Consider the following 221-nt stretch of genomic DNA (forward strand, 5'->3'; position numbering starts at 1 on the left):
AAAGCTTACTTACAGCTCCCCGAAGCATATCGGCGTTAGTCCCGTCCTTCATCGACTCCTAGTGTCAAGGCATCCACCGTGCGCCCTTTCTAACTTAACCAAACTAAAATTTAAAAAATATGAGCTACACTGTTATCTAGTTTTCAAAGAACATACATTTATATATGAGAGATAGTTCTCTCAAAACTGAACAAAACGAAACACGGAAACTTATATTGATG

The 221-nt window shown here is 38.0% G+C and carries 1 rRNA gene; it reads right to left on the reverse strand.

From position 1 onward, the window contains the following. Positions 1–100: ribosomal RNA gene (locus MR170_RS31935) — 23S ribosomal RNA — on the reverse strand; the annotation flags it as partial. Positions 101–221: the final 121 nt, after the last annotated feature.

Source organism: Bacillus cereus group sp. BfR-BA-01524 (assembly GCF_022662595.1).
GTDB classification, from domain to species: Bacteria; Bacillota; Bacilli; order Bacillales; family Bacillaceae_G; genus Bacillus_A; species Bacillus_A thuringiensis_S.